Annotated in this window: 7 protein-coding genes; all 7 read right to left on the bottom strand. The window is 65.6% G+C overall.

What is annotated here, in order from left to right:
• Nucleotides 1-4: 4 nt before the first annotated feature.
• The 7 genes from ACERHN_RS13430 to ACERHN_RS13400 all read right to left on the bottom strand — a co-directional run bounded on the left by ACERHN_RS13430 (nt 5) and on the right by ACERHN_RS13400 (nt 16,254).
• A complete protein-coding gene (locus ACERHN_RS13430) occupies nt 5-2,059 on the bottom strand; it encodes a hypothetical protein (RefSeq protein WP_415919524.1) in 2,055 nt (684 codons plus the stop codon).
• On the bottom strand, nt 2,056-6,039 hold the full coding sequence (locus ACERHN_RS13425; RefSeq protein ID WP_415919523.1) for a hypothetical protein: 3,984 nt from the start codon (nt 6,037-6,039) through the stop codon (nt 2,056-2,058). The genes ACERHN_RS13430 and ACERHN_RS13425 overlap by 4 nt, the downstream gene beginning before the upstream one ends.
• The gene (locus tag ACERHN_RS13420; protein ID WP_415919522.1) at nt 6,036-8,774 is read right to left on the bottom strand and encodes a hypothetical protein; all 2,739 of its coding nucleotides are present in this window, start codon (nt 8,772-8,774) and stop codon (nt 6,036-6,038) included. The genes ACERHN_RS13425 and ACERHN_RS13420 overlap by 4 nt, the downstream gene beginning before the upstream one ends.
• On the bottom strand, nt 8,771-12,145 hold the full coding sequence (locus tag ACERHN_RS13415; protein ID WP_415919521.1) for a DUF6603 domain-containing protein: 3,375 nt from the start codon (nt 12,143-12,145) through the stop codon (nt 8,771-8,773). Before ACERHN_RS13415 ends, ACERHN_RS13420 begins: the two co-directional genes overlap by 4 nt.
• Nucleotides 12,142-14,208, bottom strand: coding sequence for a S8 family serine peptidase (locus ACERHN_RS13410; RefSeq protein ID WP_415919520.1), 2,067 nt, complete (start codon nt 14,206-14,208; stop codon nt 12,142-12,144). Before ACERHN_RS13410 ends, ACERHN_RS13415 begins: the two co-directional genes overlap by 4 nt.
• On the bottom strand, nt 14,208-14,810 hold the full coding sequence (locus tag ACERHN_RS13405) for a tail fiber domain-containing protein (protein ID WP_415919519.1): 603 nt from the start codon (nt 14,808-14,810) through the stop codon (nt 14,208-14,210). Before ACERHN_RS13405 ends, ACERHN_RS13410 begins: the two co-directional genes overlap by 1 nt.
• A gap of 490 nt (nt 14,811-15,300) precedes the next feature.
• On the bottom strand, nt 15,301-16,254 hold the full coding sequence (locus ACERHN_RS13400) for a glycine betaine ABC transporter substrate-binding protein (protein ID WP_415919518.1): 954 nt from the start codon (nt 16,252-16,254) through the stop codon (nt 15,301-15,303).
• Nucleotides 16,255-16,280: the final 26 nt, after the last annotated feature.

Raw genomic sequence — 16,280 nt, 5'->3', positions numbered from 1 at the left:
GGGCTCAGGACGGATCGCTGCGACGTCGCGCCATGGCCAGCAATGTCGCCCGCACACTGCCCGCGCGCGTGCCGTCCTCCTGTTGCATCAGGTCCGACACACCACCGGTTGCCCCATCGGCATAGTTCATCACGTCCCGCAGCGACACCGCCTGCGGGTCCGGGGCCGGACGGCGCTCGGGGCCGGTCAGCGGGCTCAGCGTGTCATAACGGAGGCCCGACTGTCCCGCACCCGGCACCCTGTGCGGACGCTGTCGACCAATCCACGACCGCACGCCGCCGCCCACCCACCGGATCCGGCGCGCCGCCCGTTCAAGGCGCACGCCCTCGGGCGGAACGGCTTCGTCCGCCAGACCCGGCAGGCTCCGCAGGATGTTGCCGGTCAGCGGCGGTGCGGCGTCCCGCGCCGTATCAAGAAGGGCCGCAAGCCGCAGGATCCGCGGCGCGGTTGGATCATCCTCCGGCGGCAGGGTGAAAGGCACCCAATGGGCGGGCACCGGTGTTGCGATCCGGTAGGCATATGCCGCAGGCGTCGGCCCCCGCGCAGGTTCAGGTGCGGGCGGCTGCGCTGCGTGCGCCGCAGCGCCATCCGTGGGCAGGCCGGTCAGCGCCGCCGGTGCGCGCTCCTCTATGCCCCAGACAAGGCGCGCCGCTGGATCACGGCGCAGGCTGACCTCCTCCCGCTTGGGACCGATTTGCACCAATGGCAAGGCGGGCAGCATCACCAATGCACCGGGCGCGCCCGAAATGCCGCCAAAATCAAACGGATCATCCGGCGCGGGGCGCTGAACCCGCCGCGGCTCTTCGCGCCCGAACACATCGCGCACATGCACGGTTTCGACCTGCGTATACGATCCGCGCAGCACCGTCAGGGGCGCAAGCATCCAACCCTCAGCCCCGGTGACCGCAAACTCCGCAACGACAAGCCGGGCGAGGTCTTCGGGACCCGGATCAAGATCGCCAAAGTGTTGATCGGGCGGCTCCACCGACCACATGCGATTGGCGGGCATCCCCGGAAAGGCGATTTCCGTGGGCACCACGACCTGATCCAGCGCGGGTGCAGGTGCGCCAATCTGCGTCTTGGGCAACGTTTCAGAGGGCGCAGCCCGCAGATGCCACCAATCGATGCGCCCGCCTGCATAGCCTTCGAGGTGCAGCACATCCGCCGTGGCGGTTTCGGTGGGGCGGAACAGATCACCGAGCCCGCCAAGGATGGACCCTTCGTCCGCCACGACCACGTCGAGTATTTCATCGGGCAACACCAGACCGCCACCAATCGGCGTGAAATCACCCGGATGCGTTATATTCAGCACGCGCGCGGGCGCACTGCCTTGCGGGGTCAGCACCTCCAGTTCGGCTGTCAGCGTTTCGGGCGACCATTCCGCGGCATGCGCGCCCTGCGGCAGGCTCTGCTTCCAGTCCATCAGCGCGTCGGCAAGCGCCTCTTGCGCAGCCCCCTCCAGACCTTCGGGCAGGCCATCGAGGAGGTTGCGGGGATGCGCATTGCTCATGGCATCCGAAAGCTTCACACCATCCAGACCACTGGCCCCATGCACAGCCGCATGTGGTGCGGATGGCGCGACGGTCGCGCCCCAACTGTGCGGCCAGTCCGGGTCCTTCAGCGGAAACAGAGCGACCAGCGCACGGCGCGCCGCAGCAGACAGGCCATGCGCCCGCAGCACGCGCATCGCGTCGAGGCCCCAGGACACCCGCACCTGCGCCAGCGGTGGCAAGCCGCCGGGCACGTCGTTGTCCGTCTGCGCGGCTATGCCAAGGTCGGGATCCCCCTCGGCCAGCGGTTCGAGCGGCGCGAGACGGGGGTCATACGGGCGGGGCGGTTCATTGCCGGTCCGCGTCGCGGTGAACGTGTTTGACGTTCCCTCAATCCGCACCATCGCGGGCGAGCCTGCATCCTGTGCTGCAAATTCGCCAAACTGGGCCTGACGCAGCAGCATCCACAACGGGTCCGCAACCGGCTGGCGCGCGGCGCGGGACAGGTCGGGATCTTCGACCCCGGGCAACAGGCTCGCGGCCAGCATGTCAGGTGTCAGACGCGTCATTGTTTCGGCTCCTGAAAAGACAGGACCGGCGGCAGGCGCAGCAGATCCCCCATCTGGTCCGGCGCCAGCGCTCGGTCGGCCATCAGGCGCCACATCCGGTCCAGCGCCACCGCAGGCGCGTCCTCCGACATCGGATCATCGCTGAGCACCAGCAGGATGACCTGCGGTGCACGGGTGTCGGGCGCGCGCGCCTCTATCGCGAGCGCGGCGTCTGCCGTCGCATCGGGGAGCACTTCGCTCCAGCTGTCGACGCGCAGGCCACCGTCCGGATGCACAACATCGCCCACGATCACCCCCGCCTGCGTGACAGGCGTGCCCGCAGCGGCCTTGAGACCCGCCCAATCGGGTGCGGAGGCGTCCTGATGCGGATGCAGGGTCAGCACGGTGGCGTCGCGTAACGCCTCCGCCGCTTCGGCGGCATCCACCATCGCCTGCACACGGGGCCGCGTCGCGGCCACATCGCGCAGCCAGTGGGTCAGCGGCATCACACCGGGGCTGACGGTCTGGTCCATCTGTGCCTGTAAAGCATCACGGGCCGTCAGCACGGGCGCGTGCGGGAAATCCGCGCCAAAGAGCACTTCGTACCCGGCGCCACTCTGGAACGCTGCCAAATCTTGTGACAACCGATCTGCAACCCGCGCCGCTTGGTCGGGCATGTCCGCAGGCAGCGCATCCGCGCGGCCGAAGGCCAACGCATCCGCCAGCGCGCCGTCCGCACCCGACCGCAGTGCAGACAGCACCGTGTTTGCCACCTGTATGACGTATGAGCGGCGCGCTGCGGTGTCGAGCGCATCGCGCTCTGCCACCTCCGCGTCTGCACCCATGGGCACCGCGTCGCGCAGCAGCTGCCGCAGCCGGTCGAAGAGGACATGGGTGCGCGTGAGGCTGGGCTGTCCTGACGGGCCCGGCTCAGAGGCCTGCACCAGCCGCGCCGCAGGCCGACGGAGGGTCAGCGCATCAACCTCACGATCCTGCCGCGCGCGGGCAGAAAGCAGCACGCCAACGGGGTCGAGGCCGAGGCTGTCAAAGCTGACCCAGGACACGGTGCCCGCCTCTTCCATCCACATGCCGTAGGTGTCGAGCGGGCCAAGCCACGTCTCCACGATCCCCGCAATCGGCCCCGCTGCGATGGACCGGGCGACCTCTGGCTGCGCAGCGGCAGGTACGGCATGCGCACGGCCCAGCACGTCAATTGACATCTCCAGCCCGGCACCGCTGCGGCGGTCTTCCACGACTTCAAACACCTCTGGCGCGCTGTCACCGCGGGACAGGGCGTCAAGTGCAGCGCCTGCACGCTCCGGGCCACCGGTGACCATGCCGTGCACCGCTTCGGCCAAGCCCAGATCCGCGATCGCATCCACGATTTTGCGCACCTCGGACACAACGGGCCGCGCGGGGCCCGGTACGGTCGCAGGATCGGCCTCCAGCGCTTTGAGACCATCGCAGGTTTCGACGCTCCCCCCGCCTTCGGGTGCATCGCCGCGCAGCCCTTCCCGCAGCGGGAACGCCGTACGCAGCGCGTCGAGCGTGGCCACCAATATGTTCGGTTGCGCGGCAAGCTCGCGGCGCAGCGCCATTTCGACCCGCTGGCCCAGCACAGCGCCCAGCGACCGGCCCGCCCGCAAGGCGCCCAGCACCTCTTGCGCCGGACCCACGCGGGCCGAAGAGAGATCCAGTGCCAGACCCGCGCGCCGCTTTGCCCCTTCGCGCAGGGCGGCGGCGGTCATGGCCCCGGCACGCGACCGTGCGACCAACGCCTCTTGCCCCGACGCGGATGTGGCCGGTTTCAGCCCGCGCACCATGCCGTATCCACCGATCAACACCCCCTCCGGCTGCACCTTGCGCATCCGCGCCAGCCGCGCGGCATCAAGCGCGGTCGCCCACGCGTCGGGACGGTAGGACACCAACGCAAGATGTTCCCGAACGGCCAGTTCCAAAGTGTCAGGCGTTAACGCCTCAAGCTCTGGCAGGGCTTTGGCCAGGTCCGCATTCTGCGCTTGCAGCGCATCCGAAAGCCCAAGCCGTCGCGCAATGTCCGCATCAAGGGGCAAGGTCAACTGGTCTTCGGTCAGTCCGGTCACATCGCGGAACTGCTCCAGCAGCGGCAGACGCGAAGGATCGCCATCCGGTGAGGACAACGGAGCGGGATCCTCTCCCGCCGCCAGTACCCCGGCCCGCATCAGGGCCGCGAAATGCGAAAAGAGCGCGTGGCGCAGCAAGGTGAAGACAAGCGGATCACCGGGTGCCGCGCCGTCCTGATCAACCCGCCAGCTGCCCCTGTCAAAGATCAGGCGGCGCACTTCCGGCATCTCGCGCCACGGCTGCACAGGCCAGCGTTCAATGGGCAGGAGCGACATGAGTTGATCCAGACTGCGCGTGGCGAGCACCTGCGCCCCGGTCATGTCCGTGCGGTGCGTGGCATCCGCAGTGTAGTGTGTCCACGGCAGGCGCGGGGCCACTTCGATCAGGTCCTGAACCGCTGTCACATCGCCCAGCCGATCCTTGGCGCCGGACAGGTCCAGTTGATCCAGAAGGTCGCCGGTGCGCCGGGGCATGGCGCGGCCCACGCGGCCATAAGGCAAGCCAAGCGCCGTCACGGGGTGCGGCTGAGTGCCAAAGAGGTCCAGCCACTCTGCATAGGTTTGCGGCGGCCTCAAAGGGACGTCCGGGCGTTGCACGCCGTCCATGGCGGACAGCACCCGATCGGTCAAAACGCCCTCGAACGCCGTGCCGGGTATTGGCGCGCTATCCGGTCCAAGGGTCAGGGGCAACACGCCATAGCTCTCTGCCCCCACCTGGAGACAAGGCAGCGGACCGCGCGCGCGCAATCGGTCGCGGAAAAAGGCGCGCAGCGGCTCCGTGTCCTCGGGCCCAAGACCCAAAGCCGCCTCGGCATAAAGGCCGACGGTACCGGGCCACAGCACCGTATTGGCGAGCGCCGCCACGTGATCTTCGTCCTGCGGGATATCTCCGCAGTGGCGGAGCGCCGCGCGCCCGAGGCCCAGGGCGCTTGCGAGGCGTCTGCTGTTGGGTCCGTCCCGCTGCGGTGATCCCGGCGCGGTCCGATGGGGGCCATCGTTACGGGTTGCACTGCCTTGCGGGATGATGCGCGCGTCGCGCTGTTGCGCATGTCCCGTCATCAACGCACCCAGTGTCTCCGCACCCTCTTCTGGGCCTGCCCAACGCACGCCGGACACGGTAATCTGGTCGATGTCCCCACCGGCGGCCAAATGCTTGGCCAGGTCGGGCTGCGCCGTCAGATCGATTTCGGTGGCCATACCGGCGGCCAGTGCCGCATCAAAATCCAGCATCCAGGCAAGGCCTTGCTGCGCACCGCCTGAGCCTTGCCACAGGCGCGCCAGCGCGTTTGGGGAAAAAAGGCCTGCAACGTCCTCGGCCGACGGACCAAGCGTCAGGGGATCGGCGACAAGAGCGGGAAAATCCGCCTCAATCTGCCCGCCTGACCACGTCAGGCGCACCTGCCAGCGCTCGGGCAAGGCCGCTGCCCGCGCGGGCAGGTCTTCGGCATCCTCGGGTTTGAGCTGAACCGTGCCCTCGGCCACGACGGCGCGGATATGCGCCCCCCGCCCCGCACCGACCAGAGTGTCCATCCAAGCGTGGAGCGCAGCGGCGTCTTCGGTGGCGGCGCGGGCCGCAACGTCCTGCGCCAGCGCAATTTCGGTCTGCGTGACGCGCGGATCGTGACCGCCCAGATGCAGCGTGTCCGGATAGACCCGCACACGCAGGCGCGTGTCGCCAATGAACGCCGTCTCGAGCCGTACGGGCAAGCACGCCATGGGCACACCTGGACGCAGCAGGTCGCGCGTGCGTTCATCCGCATCCATCGCAGCCAGCCGCTTGCGGGCCTGCTCCGCTTCGGCCTGCGCTGCCTTGACCGCTGCGGCATCGCCCGCGATTTCAGCGGCACGGCGTGCCGTGCGAGCCATATGCAAGGACCGGGCGAGATCGCGCGCGCTCATGCGGTTTCTCCGAACAAAACATTGGCATGGAGGGCCAGACGGGTATCCCGCTGCAGGCAAATCGCCGCCATGTGGGCCGCGTTTGCCCCCCACCGGACCGCCCGCGGCCCATCTGTGGCAGGCAGGGTCAGCGTGCGGTTTGGTGGGCGCGTCACGGGGATGTGGCGCAGATCATCCAAAGCCTTGCGCAGATCGTCCGCCGCCGTCCCCGGATCGAGCAGATCGCCCCAGAATGTCGGGTCCCAGTCAAAATCTTCGAGCGTGTCCATCGCCCGTGCCGCATCCTGACCGGGCACGAAGTCAAGCGTTTCATCGAGGCCGAATTTGGGCTGCGTGGGCGGTCCCTCCACCACAAAGAACCATCCGCCACCTGACGAGGACTGCACGTCCGCAGGTGTCAGATCAAAGGCGAGGAAGGTGACGTCCGGTTCCGGCACGCCGCGGAACAGCGGCACGCGGACATCCCCCGGCACCAGCTTTTGGCCCTGCGCATCGGCGCGGGCGGCATAGATCATCGTTTGCGGGAACCGTTTCAGCAGATCGCCCCGCACCACCAGCATCAAACCGGGCGCTCTGCTTCCGGTCGCCGGGTGCGTGCCCAGGGCACCGGCCCAAGCCGTCATTGGCGCGATATCGACATCCGACCCTTCCCAGAAGCGGCGGAGCACCGTGCACTTGCGATCCGTCGGAAAGCCGCGCCACAGCATCTCACCGGTCAGCGCGTGGTTTGCGCCGGCCATCACCGCTTCGATGAACGCCGTGTCCGGTGTCAGCATGGCGATCGCGTTGGCGGGGACCCGGTCCAGCCCCGGCAGCATCCAGTCCTGCGACATTGCACGCAGGTCGGCGGACATGGCGCGGGCGAGGTTCGGCGCGGCAACAACGGGATGCAGCGCGTCGCCAGACCGCGCCGGGATTTCCCCCTTTACGCCGGGACCGAGCAGCGCAAAGGCACGCCGTTCCACGGTCGTGGCAGGGTCGAGCCCCTTGCAGAGCGCGTCGTTGAGGATTGGCCAATCCACCGGGGGAGGGGTCGGGAAGCTCTCTGGGGCTTGCAGATCGTCAATCACGTCCTGAACGGCGGGCTCAGGCGGGGCGAGGTCTTCGTCGATGCGGGGATCGGGCGGCGCGGCAAGCCGCGCGGCACGCGCGGCCCGTGCTGCGGCACGGTCACCGGGCGGCGCGCGGCGTTCAGCGCGGCGTTGCGCGGGGCTTGCGGGCCGGTGCGCGGGGTGATCCACGGCCTCCCCCAGGGTCACGCCTTGGGTCATGACACGGCTCAGAACCGGGGCAAGATGATCGGGCACCGGGTCCGTTCCGCCACAAACGCCACCGGACACATCGAGATGCCGGTCATAGATCACGCGCCCCACGGCACGGGACAGACGGGCACGGTCGAGGCGCGCATTGACTTGATTGATGGCGCTGTATTGCTCCCAGATCTCGGCCATCAGCGCGTCTTTGTGGCGGGCGACAATCTCGGCCCCGACGCCAGCGGCGATGCGGTGCCGCACCTCTGTCGCAAGGGTCCGCAGCCATGCCGGTGCGCCAGCTGGCACCCCCTGCCCGCCCGCATCAGCGGCCCACGCGCCATAGACAGGCGGCATGACCAGCGGACGGCCATCGGCGCTGTGCGTTTGGGCCATCACGTCGGCCAGCGCGGCATCCAGCGGACCGGTGTCCGGCATTGTCCCACCTGCGGGCCGCAAGGCGCCTCCGACCGCGGCCACCGTTTGCACGGCCGTAGCCGCGATGGGAAAGGGTTTGCCCTGTGTCGCCCCGTCCGGATCAGGCGCGCGGGTCACGCGGGCCCGGTCCGGCGCGCCAAACCCCGGGCACTGTACGTCGATGGGGCGCAACCCGACATCATCGCCCAAGGGTTGCGGTCCCAGACGGCGGGCCAGCGCTTCGAAATCCCCGGCCTCTGCGGTGGAAAACCGCCAATGGTGATAGGCTGGCACATCCAAAGGCCCGGTTGTGCCCGCGTCCCATGCAAGCACCCTGTCTTCCGGCGACACGCCCAGGGCGCGGGCGCGCCCAAGTTCAAACACCGGGACCAGCGCGCATATATAGGACGTGCGCGGTGTCAGATTGCGCGGGCAGATCACCCGGGACCGGATGCGCGACGGTTCATCCGCGATAACCTGCTGCACGGCAGCCGTGCTCAGTTGCGCCTCATCCGCGACACCTGTGACCTGCACATGCGCCCAGGCCCACGCCTCGGACAGATCAGGCAGCACACCATGCGATCCGGAGAGCGCCACATCGGGCGGTGGTGTGACGGTCACCACATGTGTGCCGTCCTCCCGCAGGGACATCGACGCCTCTGTCCCGTCCTCGAGGCACACAAGCGCGATCCAGGGGCTCAGTCGTTGATCGCCTTCCGGTGCACCGGGCGTAAACTGCCACGGCAGGTCCGGCGCATGGAATTCCAACGCGGGCAGCAGGTTCGGCGCCATGTCCTTTGCACCCGCAGGCGGGTCCATCGCCGCGATGCCGCCGGGGGCGAGGCCCGCAACATCGCCCGGTCCCATCAGCGCCAAGCCCTGAACATCCAGATCGCGGGTGGCGTCCGTCACCCGCGCGCCCGGCGCATCGCGGCCCACCGCCACGTCCAGCGTCACGGTCACGTCCGCGCGCATGTCCGCACCCGCCGCACTGAGCGGTGCGGTGATCGCACCGGCAAGGCCGCGACGCGCCCACGGCAGGAACAAGCGGTGCGTGCCCTTGGTCATGCCGCAGCCTCCAGCTCATGCTCGGGCACCACGATCAAACGGCCCGCGTCACCGGGATGACGCCGCAAATGCGCATCCAGCGCTCGGCGCACGACCCAGAACCGGTGCGCCTCTGGCGTGTCGAGTTCGGGAATATCCGCGAAATCGGTGTTGTCCCGCGCCCGCAGCGCCCGCAAATTGCGCTTTGTGGCCAGCGCATAGCGCGGCTCGGCAAGGCCGAAACCCGCGCGCTTGGGTGTGACGGCGGGTGACACCGTCGCGGCAGTCATCAGCGCCTCTTCGACCGGGTGCGTCTCGGCGTCGGCTGTACCCGTGACATAGAGGGTCTGACGGCTGGCGTCGCGGACAATGCCGGTGCGCGCGCCCGGGGTCGCACCGACAAAGGGCAGCGTCACGGCCTGCGTGCCATAGCCGGATATGCCCGCGGTCATCGGCTCGAATGACGGGGCGGACAGCTTTTCATCGTCCGACATCTCGAAAAACTGTGCCGGTGCGAACGGTTCCGTCAGGCGCGTTGCATCCTCTGCCTCCAGCGCCACGTCCCGCCCCCCGAGACGTAGGCGCACGGCGTGCAAGCGGAAATGGCGGGTGGCGCCCGGATCGAATGTGCCGAAGCGTTCAATGGTCACATCAAGCGGGAGAACCTGTTGACGCACCCCCAACCGGCCCAACGGGTGGAGTGCCCCTGCCCCACTCCCTGCCAGCCGGACATGCGGCGCGCCGTTTTCGGGCAGCGCGACCTGCCAGTTCGCGGCATCCGTCAGCGCATCAACCAGTGCGGGCACCGGGTTGCCAGCGGGCAGATCCACCCGGCGCGCCTGTCCAAAGGTCGCGTTGAATGGCACATCGACGGGAACGAGGCAGATCCGCGCCGTCGCGCGCCCGCTGACCGTATAGGGTGAGGGTCCACGCAGCACGAGCGACAGGTCCACAGACACCAGGGACGTGCCCCCGCGCTTCAACGCGGCAGATGCAAAAAGACGGGCCTGAAAGCTGAACGGGCTCAGCTCGAACAGCGCGTCAAATCCCAGCCGCGCCTCGGCGACAAATCCCATGGCCGCTGCACGTGCATCAATCGCCGCACCAAACTGTACCGTATTGGACGACACGGCCACAAAGCATTCCAGCCGCAGGCGTGGGTTGTCGCCCGCACCCAGCGACAGCGCCAGCCGCTGCAAATCCGGCAAATCAGGCGGGCTTGCGAAGGCCGGGTGCGTGCCACCGACCGACAGGATGAAGAACGGATCCGCCCCCCACCGCAGACGCATGGCCATTTCGCCCTCAAGCCCGTAGATCGCGATGCGGCTGTCATACAGAACAGCGTCCAGCGTCGCTTCCTTGCGGTCAAAGTCGATGATGCCCAGCACATCCATGTTGATCTTGGCGATCTGTGGATCAATCGCGAGCGTCGGCAATCCTGCGCGCAGCTTACCCATCAGGATCAGGCGCAGCGGGCTGTCGAGTTCCAGCACCAGGCCGAATTCAGCCGCAAGGATCGGCGGCGTGCCCCAGCCAAGGCGCACCATCGGCCCGAACACATGCTGGCCGCGTCGGGCGGGAAACGCGCCTTCGAGGTCGCGCAGGATCTCTGGCGCGCGCGCCACTGGATCGCGCGGGAACATCACGTTGTCCAGCGTCTGCGCGCGCAGCCCGTCGCGCAGGAAATCGGGATCGACGGTGCGGTTGATCCCGACCAGACCGCCCACCGCATTCAGGGTAAAGCCAAAGCCCAGTTGGATCGCAGGGAACTCACCGGACAGAAGGACGACCAGTGAAAAGCCCGCCTCCTTGGTGGTCAGCAGCCCCACGGCGCTGACCCCGATTTCGCCAATGTCGATCTCAAGCGCGCCGGCGTAGCGGCCCTTTTCCGGCTCAAAACTCAGGAAGCCGCCGCCCTTCGCCGGCCCTGCGTCGATCGCAAGGCCCAGGCCCCGCGGCGGCAGGAAGCGTGTGCCGACAGTCAGGCCCGTTTCATCGTCTTCCTCGACCACAAACCGCGCGCCGATCCGTTCGACGACCGCGGCGACGGGCCCGATGTCGAGCCCCAACCCCGCACCGATATCAAGGCGCAGCACAGCATCGTCGCCCACGGCAAGGGCCAGATCGAGCGTGTTCAGCGACACCGGGCCGATGTCGCGATTTATTGCAATCTGTGTTTCCAGACCGCCCGAGGCCTGCACCTGCAGGCCCGCCTGCGGCGACCAGATTGCACCAATATCGAACTCTGGGCTCAGCTCTACCTGCCCCAGCACGGTCTTCAGAAATCCGTCGGCTTCAGCCGCAGACAGCTTGACCGTCAGGCCCTTGAACTCCAACGCCACATCCGGCGTGATCACGTCATCCTTTGCGACCAAACCAACCGCAAAACGGGGTGCCGTGATCCACGCCGCCAACGGGTCCTCCGGCCCGCCAAAAAGATCGAACGGCCCGGCATCGGGATCACGGCTCAGCGCCATTTCGAGCCGCGTTTCAAAGCCTGCATCGGCCGTGACGGCCACCTCCAGCGGTGGGGACACGGTCACCGCGACCGCGCCGGTCGCCGTCGCAGAGGCGGAACGACTGAACCGCCAACCGTCGCCCACGGCGTAGTACGCGCCATCGGTCAGGGTCGCCGCATCGGCATAGCGCAGCAACACCCCGTCGTCCTTCTGGCGCACCTCGACCGTGCCCGTATCCAAAAGCGGAGTGCCGTCCTCATCCGGACGCACATGGAGGTAGTCACGCTCGCCCGCCATTTCGGCGATAACCCGCAGCAGTGGTCCCAGATCGAAGGTGGGCTGCCCCCATGCCAAAGGCGCGCCCACCGCAGCAGCCGGGTCCGAGATCAGCGCGCGCGCCGCGTCGAGATCCACACGCGTCTTTTCAACCGTGTATCCGTAGGTGTCATCCTCCACATCTTCGAGGCGCAGCACGCCCAGCACATAGAGCGCCACGCGAACCTTTGGCGCGACGTTTGCGAGCACTTCGCCGACAACCGTGTCCAGAAACACCCGCCGCAGGTTGCCCGCCTCGGCCTTCAATGCCGCCGTATCGCCCAGATCACGGCTCGTGTCGGCGGCGGCGATCAATGCGCGGCTCATCGGCTCAAGTGCAGCGAAAATCGCGCTCACCGCACCGGCAAGTCCGGCGATTTCGGCGGCCATTTCCGCCGTACCCGCAGGAACTGCATCACGGCTTGCCAAGGCCTGCGCCGCCTCGGCCAGTGGCGCCAGCGTGGCCTCGGCGGCGACGACGTCCGGAGCGTCCTGCACATCAAGCGGCAGATGCAGACCGACACAATTCTCGATCCCGCTGACCCCGCTCAATGCGAGGTCCCCGCAGCCCTCGGCAAAGGCACGCAATGCGCTGAGAAAAGCGGGCGGTTGGGTCATTTTGAGGCGAGCCTCACGCTCTCAAAGACCTGCAATGGCCCGTTGCCCGCGCGATCATGGTAGACGCCCAACCGGTCACTATCCCAATGCGACATCCTTGCGGCCACATAGCCCATCGCACTGGCTTGCAGGAACCTTTCGATGTCCGGATACGTGATGTCTTTTTTCTTCTCCATCATCAGGGCAACTGCTCCGGCAACGGACGGGCACGCATAGCTTGTTCCATAGCTTATCGAGGTTGCGGGCCAGGCGACGGCAGTCTTGCCCGCGTTCCAGGTATGCGACGTCGGAATGGACGACTCCCTTATTTCACCGGGGGCAGAGACGTCCGGCTTTAAACGGTCCTCCTTGAGGGCACCGATGTATTCGTAGACCGGCCCACCCATCGAGTATGAGGATGGCGCTTGCGGTGCATTTGCGTCGTGACTGCCCACCACGACTGTGTTGCTCAGGGCCGCACGGCCTCGCACCTGATACCGCACCTTTGTAGGTAGATCAGGCTTGTCCCAGGCGCTGAAAACGGGCGCGTCAGCCTTTTTGTGGTCCCATTCTGCAAACTCCGGGGGCCCGTCAAAGAACAGCCCTACTCGAGGCTTTCCTTTTCCGTTTACCCAACCCGTTGTGATGCAGTTCACTTGCTGAGCGTCATGAGACCGGAGCAAAGCCTTTATATTGAAAGGTTTTTTGACCTTCTTGAATTTGGTTGGAAAGGACACCCCTGTGTCGGGTTTGATTTCCAGATCGACGGTGAACCATTCATCCTTGTGGTTGTTATGGACGAAATCCTCGCTGATCGTAACGAATGCGTAGAGCGGCACCTTATTGTATCCCGGAACAGCCAACGGATGCGCAGAACGCCAAGCTCCTCCGGCCCGCATAGCGCGCCAGGTGAGCATTCCGGCTTCAAGCTGTCCCGACGCGTTGAGTTTTCTAAAGATCAAAGGCCCTTCGACCGGCGGTTTTTTGGCGTCCGGGAGATGCTTTGCATAGAGACCAAAAGCCGCGTCACCGGTCGTCGCGGCAGGTGGTTCGTGCAGCTGGATCGTCAGGGTCTCTGAGAGTGGTTTGTATTTTTTGTCGCACGACTTCACCTGCTTTTCTTTGTCTATCAAATAAAGAGGTATCGCCTGAAAGGCCGTCTTGCGCTTACTGGACTGACTTGGACGGTTGCGCGTCTTGAAATGTCGGTGAACGTCTTGGTCACCGTGATTGCCTGAACCAGTGACAATTGCAGCACCTTTTGGGTGGGTCGTTAGAAACGCATCTGCGTCTGCGCTGTGCAGATTGACGCGGTAGGGTTGGTCCGTGTTGTTGCCGAACGATTTGTTGATAACGAACTGTCTGTTTTTGGGCGTACCGTGTTTCTGCGCGATATAGGCGATGAAGTCTTCGGCCGCTTTTTCAGTGCCACCCGGATAGTCGTGGGGAGACGCCCATTCCGCGATGGTTTCTGTATGGCAATCGGGAATTTGCTTGACGAGGATCAGCGCGGCCTCAGGCGCGATGCCGATGGGTTTCTTCGCGTCATCCGCCGCGCCATGTCCCGCCGCAAGCAGCGCGGTATTCGTTCCGTGTTCCGACCGCATGACAAAGTCCGCCGGAAACGTCGTGCCTGCGCTTACCCGCTTTTGCCCGCCATAATAATAGGCGGTCAGTGCCGCCTCGATCTGCGCGCGCTCAAAAACAGTGCCGTAGGGTTTTGTAATCCCGATCTTGGCAAGCAGGTCCTTGGTCCGTTTGCGCGCGACGGTGTCGCCGGTCGCGGGGTTTTGGTACTGGTTCCAGAACGCTTCGATCCGGCTGGTGAACTTGCACACGCCGTTCTGTTCGGTGATGTGGAAAAATCCCGGATGGAATACGTCGAACCCGTTGTCGATCACGCCGACACAGACATCCTTGCCTGTGCTTGCGCCGCTGAAGGTGACGGCGTGCAGTTTTGAGGCTTCGTTGAGGGTATGCGTGGCATGCCAGCATCCATGGCCTTCCTCATCGCCCTTTTCAAGGTCGGCGAGAGCTGCGGATTGTGCCCGCGCTCCGACCTGGTACTCCGTACTCGCAGCCATCAAAGGCGCGCTTTCAGCGTATCGATTTCGGTGCGCAGTGCCTTGACGGCTTCTATCAGCAAACCGGTCAACGCCGCATGGTCCACGGTCATCCCGGCGTCCGTGTCACGCGTGGCTTCCGGCGCTGCGGCGGCAACGTCCTGAGCCAACACGCCCAGACGCGGCGCGCCCTCTTCGAACCGGTATCGCACACCGGTCAGCGCCATCACCGCCTCCAGCGCGCCATCAATCGGGGTCACGTCATGCTTGAGGCGGGCGTCGCTCAGCTGTTGCAGGCTGCGGCAAATCACTTCTCCGCGCAGTTCCAGATCACCGGTCCGCCCGTCAAGATGCGCCGATTGTTCGAACTCGGCATCCCGGACGGTGATGTCTCCGTCCTGCCCCGGACCACCCAGATGCAGCGCCCCGCGGGATCCGTTCAGGGCGATGGTGACGTGATCATCCGTGTCACGGATCAACAGGTCGCCGTCCCGCCCCTGCCCCCCGAGGCTCAGATTGCCGTCTTTCACGGAAAAGGTGATCGTTTCGCCATTGGCTTCGCGGAACACAATCTCGCCCGCAATAAGCTCCAGGCTGCGCTCGCCCAAAATAACATCAGTCAAAATAATTCTCCCGCGTTCACGGTAAATTCAACTGTAGGATGGCGCAGCATTTTGAATCGATCAAGCCTCCTGTGCCAGCGCATGCCGCAGAAAACGGATGCGCCAGGCGCACCGGTGGAAATCCGCTGATGCAATATTTTGCAGCAACTACAGTCGGTTCCGGGGTCGTTTCAAAATTGCAGTGCGGTGGATGTGCCGCCGGTGCACACGCCATATGCCCTGCAGGAATGGGTGAGCGGTGGGGTCGGGTTTGGTTGGAAAAGCCGGAGCGGTATTGGGACAGAGAGCGGCGGATTGTTCACCGTCAGAGGCGCGTCTGGCGCGCCGTTCGGGACGTCTTTTCGGCGGCTTGGCTGTTCAGGTATCCGTTGCGCTGATCATAAGGCGGTCCGCACGTGATCGGCGCAGGCGCCGCGGTTGCGGCATGCTGTGCATGCCGCATACCTGCCGACATCACGCGTGACGCCGGCAGGTACAGATCGCGTGCGGCTTAGCCGTTGATCCAGGATTGTACTGTCTCTTTGTTGTCAGCGATCCAGTCTTCGGCCACTTCGCGCGGGTCACGCTTGTTCTCGAACATTTCGACGATCCAGCCGTTGATCTCGTCACCGGTGAACTGCACGTTGGACAGCATTTTCGCAGCCGCCGGGTTACGCTCTTCCAGCGATGCGGAATAGGCCACGAAGATCTCGTTCGACGCGATCACGCAGTTGAATTCCGACACTTCGAGCCAGTCTTCGGCGTCGAGGTTCACGTCTTCACAACCGTCGCTGCGCGCGGGCTCTTCCACGGCGGTCAGGTCATATTTCACGTGGATCGCCTCGGGCGTCCAGTAGTAGAATAGCTGTGGTTTGCCGGAGGTGTATGCAGCCTCGAGGCCCGCCTTGAACGTGTCGGCGGAGACGATGTTCGGCTCCCACAGACCGTCGAGGCCATAGGACTTGAACTTGATCTGCCAGCGCTTGGTCGAGGCCCAGGTCACGTCACCGGCCCAGTATTCGCCCTTGCCATTGCCGTCGGTGTCGAACATCGCGGCGATCTCGGGGTTCTTGAGGTCCTCGATGGATTTGACTTTGTCGGTCATGTAGCTGGGCACGTAGATGTTGGATGTGCCGTTATAAGGCTGGTTGGTTTTCACCGTGCCGTTGCCGTCGATGTATTCGTCCCACAGCGCTTGCTGGTTCGGCATCCACATGTCGGTGAACACGTCGATCGACCCATCACCCTTGTCCATGCCCGCCATGATGACTGCGGCCTGGTTCATACCGGACACGATCTCGGCTTCGCCGCCCATTTCGGTTTCGATGATTGTGGACAGCACGTGGCCAATGGCCTGCGCACCGTTCCAGCTCAGGTCCGAGAAGGTGACTTTTTCCTGCGCAAACGCGCCTGTGGCGGCGATCGCCAAGACGCTCGACAGCGTTGCAGACTTCAACAGTTTCATTTGGTTTCTCCCTGTTATGTTGAATG

This window comes from Tateyamaria rhodophyticola, from assembly GCF_047777875.1.
In the GTDB taxonomy this organism is placed as follows: domain Bacteria; phylum Pseudomonadota; class Alphaproteobacteria; order Rhodobacterales; family Rhodobacteraceae; genus Tateyamaria.
The sequence above is the reverse complement of the archived record's forward strand: the minus strand, read 5'-3'. Positions and strand labels throughout refer to the sequence as shown.